The sequence below is a fragment of the Oerskovia sp. NPDC060287 genome (genome assembly GCF_042726775.1).
Lineage (GTDB): Bacteria > Actinomycetota > Actinomycetes > Actinomycetales > Cellulomonadaceae > Oerskovia > Oerskovia merdavium.
In genome coordinates this window covers 1-2,893 of the sequence record NZ_JBHXBO010000362.1, presented here as the reverse complement: position 1 = coordinate 2,893, position 2,893 = coordinate 1, and the positions used below count along the sequence as shown (strand labels likewise).

Sequence of the window (2,893 nt, the reverse complement as noted above, 5' to 3'; positions counted from 1 at the left end):
CCCCTCCTCGGGGCACGAGCCGCTGTCCGTCGCACGGCGGGGGCAGGAGCCCCAGGACGTGGGACCTCAGGCGCGCGAGACCGTGAGGTTCCCCGAGACCGAGCTCGCGGAGACGTAGGCGCCGCTCGTACCGTCCGAGTGGTCGACCGACGTGGTCCGCGACTGCGTGCTGGGGAGCGGGGCCCCGTCGAGCACGACCTTGCCCGTGACGGCGCGCGCCTTGAGGTTGACCCCCGCACCCTGCCCCAGGCGCAGCGTCACGTCTCCCGAGACGGTCTTGGCCGTCACGAGCGGCGTGGTCTCGCGCGCCTCGACGACCACGTCGCCCGTGACCGTGCTGACCGTGACCCGACCGAGCCGTCCGCCGACCTCGACGCGGCCCGAGGCCGTGCTGACCCGGACGTCCCCCTCGTGCGCGGTCGCGGCGACCCGACCGGCGGCGGACTTCACCGCGAGCACGCCGACGGTGTCGTCGACGGTCACGGCGCCGTCTGCCGTGGTGACCGAGACGTCGGCCCGGGTACCGGTCACGGCGACCGCCGCGCGCGCCGTGGCGATCTTCACGGGCAGGTGCGCGGGGAGCACGACGCGGACGGTAGCGGTGTCCTTGTCCTTGAGGCCGCGGACGCGGTCCACGACCCCCTCGACCCCGGCGAAGTCGTAGGCGACGCGGAGCTCGCCCGCGTGCGACGTGACGTGCAGCGGGCGCGGGCCCACCTCGGTGACGTCGATGCTCGCGCCTGACTCGCGCGCCGGGTCGCTCACGACCTCGATCGCGCCGTTCGTGAGGCCCACGACGAGCGAGGTCACCTCGCCGACCTCGATCTGCTGCGGTGCTGCGATGACCCAGGACTCGGTGCCCATGTCGTTCTCCTTCTGCGTCTGCGTGTCGTGCCGGTCGTCGTGCTGCTGGTCGTGCTGGTGGAGCTGGTCGTCCAGGTGCTGGTGGAGCTGGTCGTCCAGGTGCTGGTGGAGCTGGTCGTCCAGGTGCTGCTGGTCCTCTCGCCTGCCGTCGGGACGCGGGTCCGGGGGCGGCTGCCCGTCGTGGCCCGTCATCGCAGCGTCCCCCGCACGGCCCTGCGCGCGGAGTCGAGCACGGTGCGCAGCGTCTCGAGCGTCAGCTCGGTCACTGCGCTGCTCGCGTCGGCCTGCCTCAGGTCCGCGCGCACGTCGTCGCGGAAGCGTTGGACGAGAGCCTCCGCCTCGACGCGGCGCGCGTAGGACTCGCCGCGCCGGGGGTCCGGGGACGCCGCGGGACGTGGGCGTACCCGTGCCTCCTGGGCCGCGGCCGCGAGCTCGGCGCGCAGGCCCTGCATCGAGCCCTCGATGTCGGTGCGCAGCGCCTGTGCCCGGGTCCGGACAGTCTGCGCGATCCCGTCCTCGAGCGCCGCGACGTCGGCCCGGCGGGCCATGACCTCGGCCCGACCCGCGGGCGTGAGCTCGTAGGTGGACTTGCGGGCCTCGTCGCTGCGACGCACGAGCCCCTCCTCCTCGAGCCGCGCGAGGCGCGGGTAGATGGTGCCCGCGCTCGGCCGGTACGTGCCGCCGAACCGGTCGGAGAGCTCGGTCATGAGCTCGTACCCGTGCTTGGGTCCGGACTCGAGCAGCGCGAGGAGGTAGAGCCGGAGCTCTCCGTGGGCGAAGACGGAGGCCATCAGCGGTCCGCCGGTCCGTCCGCAGGCCCGTCGGTCGTCCAGGGCGCCTGCACGCCTGCGGTGCCCCACGGGGCGCTGTAGCCGGGGTACGCGTCGGTCGGGGCGTCGTCGGGCGCTCCCCATGCTCCCGGCCGCTCCGCCTCGCCCCGCAGGACCGTGACGTTCCCCGAGACCGAGTTGACCTGGAGCCTCTTGCCGGGGGCCGCGGCCGGGCCGCCCTGGCGGTAGGCACCACCGGGAGTGCCCCGGTGCTCGACGCCGTCGACCACGAGCCGGCCGCTCACGCAGCGCAGCGCGTAGTCGAGCGCGTCGGGCTCGGGGACCCGGACCAGGACGTCGGCCGAGACGGCGTTGACGTTCATGGAGTCGGGCGTGCTGCTCGAGTCGAGCGTGACGTTCCCGGACACGGTGTTGAGCTTGACGTCGCTCAGCGAACCCGAGGCCGTGAGGTCTCCCGAGACCGAGTCCATGACGAGCGTGCCCACGTGGTCGCGGACCGTGACCTCACCCGAGACGGTGTCGACGCGCACGGCGCCCGTGGTCTGGGTCGTCATGACCGACCCGCCCACGGTCGCGACCGAGACCTTGGCGTGCGTCCCGGCGACGAGGCCGTCGCCGCGCACGGTCGCGAGCTTGACCGCGACGTGGGCCGGGACCCCCACGTAGACGTCCGCACGGTCCTTGCCGCGGTAGTTGCGGAACGAGTCGAGGAAGCCCTGGAAGCCGCCCGTGGGCGAGTACCCGACCCGGAGGCGGTCACCGTCGAGGCGCACCTCGAGCGGGCGGCCCTCGATCGAGTGGATCTCGACGCGGACACCGGGCTCGTCGTGCACCACGACGTCGATGCGCCCGTTCAGCAGGTTCGCGTCGAGGCGTTCCACGGGCCCGACGTCGATGGTCTGGGGACCCGTCACTGTCCAGCTCTCGGTAGCCATGTCTCTCCTCGCGCCCCTGCGGTGTCCCGCTCGTGGTGGATGACGCGATGTATCGCGTCTTTCTCCACACGATATATCGCGTCTTGGACCAGGACAAGCCCTGGATGTGGGAACATTGAGCAGACAGAATCCGGCGTGAGGAGCAATCATGAGCAAGCGCGGACGCAAGCGTCGCAGCCGTAAGGGCAGCGCAGCGAACCACGGCAAGCGCCCCAACGCCTGATCACGAGCCCGCCAGGGCCGCGATCACGCGCCTGAGGGCGAGTGCGACGAAGGGCCTGTCCTCACTGCGGTGAGGACAGG

4 protein-coding genes are annotated in these 2,893 nt (G+C 72.7%); 1 reads left to right on the top strand and 3 read right to left on the bottom strand.

Going from position 1 to position 2,893, the window contains the following annotated elements:
* Nucleotides 1-66: 66 nt before the first annotated feature.
* Genes ACFWFR_RS18875 through ACFWFR_RS18865 form a run of 3 tightly spaced genes read right to left on the bottom strand, consistent with a single transcriptional unit; the run spans nt 67 to nt 2,590 of the window.
* Entirely contained in the window at nt 67-1,056 is a 990-nt protein-coding gene (locus ACFWFR_RS18875) for a DUF4097 domain-containing protein (RefSeq protein WP_377624119.1), read from the bottom strand.
* Entirely contained in the window at nt 1,053-1,655 is a 603-nt protein-coding gene (locus tag ACFWFR_RS18870) for a PadR family transcriptional regulator (protein WP_191800050.1), read from the bottom strand. The genes ACFWFR_RS18875 and ACFWFR_RS18870 overlap by 4 nt, the downstream gene beginning before the upstream one ends.
* Nucleotides 1,655-2,590: a DUF4097 domain-containing protein gene (locus ACFWFR_RS18865; RefSeq protein ID WP_377624118.1), complete on the bottom strand. Its 936-nt coding sequence runs from the start codon at nt 2,588-2,590 to the stop codon at nt 1,655-1,657. Before ACFWFR_RS18865 ends, ACFWFR_RS18870 begins: the two co-directional genes overlap by 1 nt.
* A 148-nt stretch (nt 2,591-2,738) precedes the next feature.
* Between ACFWFR_RS18865 and ACFWFR_RS18860 the strand changes: the two genes are divergently transcribed.
* Nucleotides 2,739-2,813, top strand: coding sequence for a 50S ribosomal protein bL37 (locus ACFWFR_RS18860; RefSeq protein WP_156968370.1), 75 nt, complete (start codon nt 2,739-2,741; stop codon nt 2,811-2,813).
* Nucleotides 2,814-2,893 lie beyond the last annotated feature (80 nt).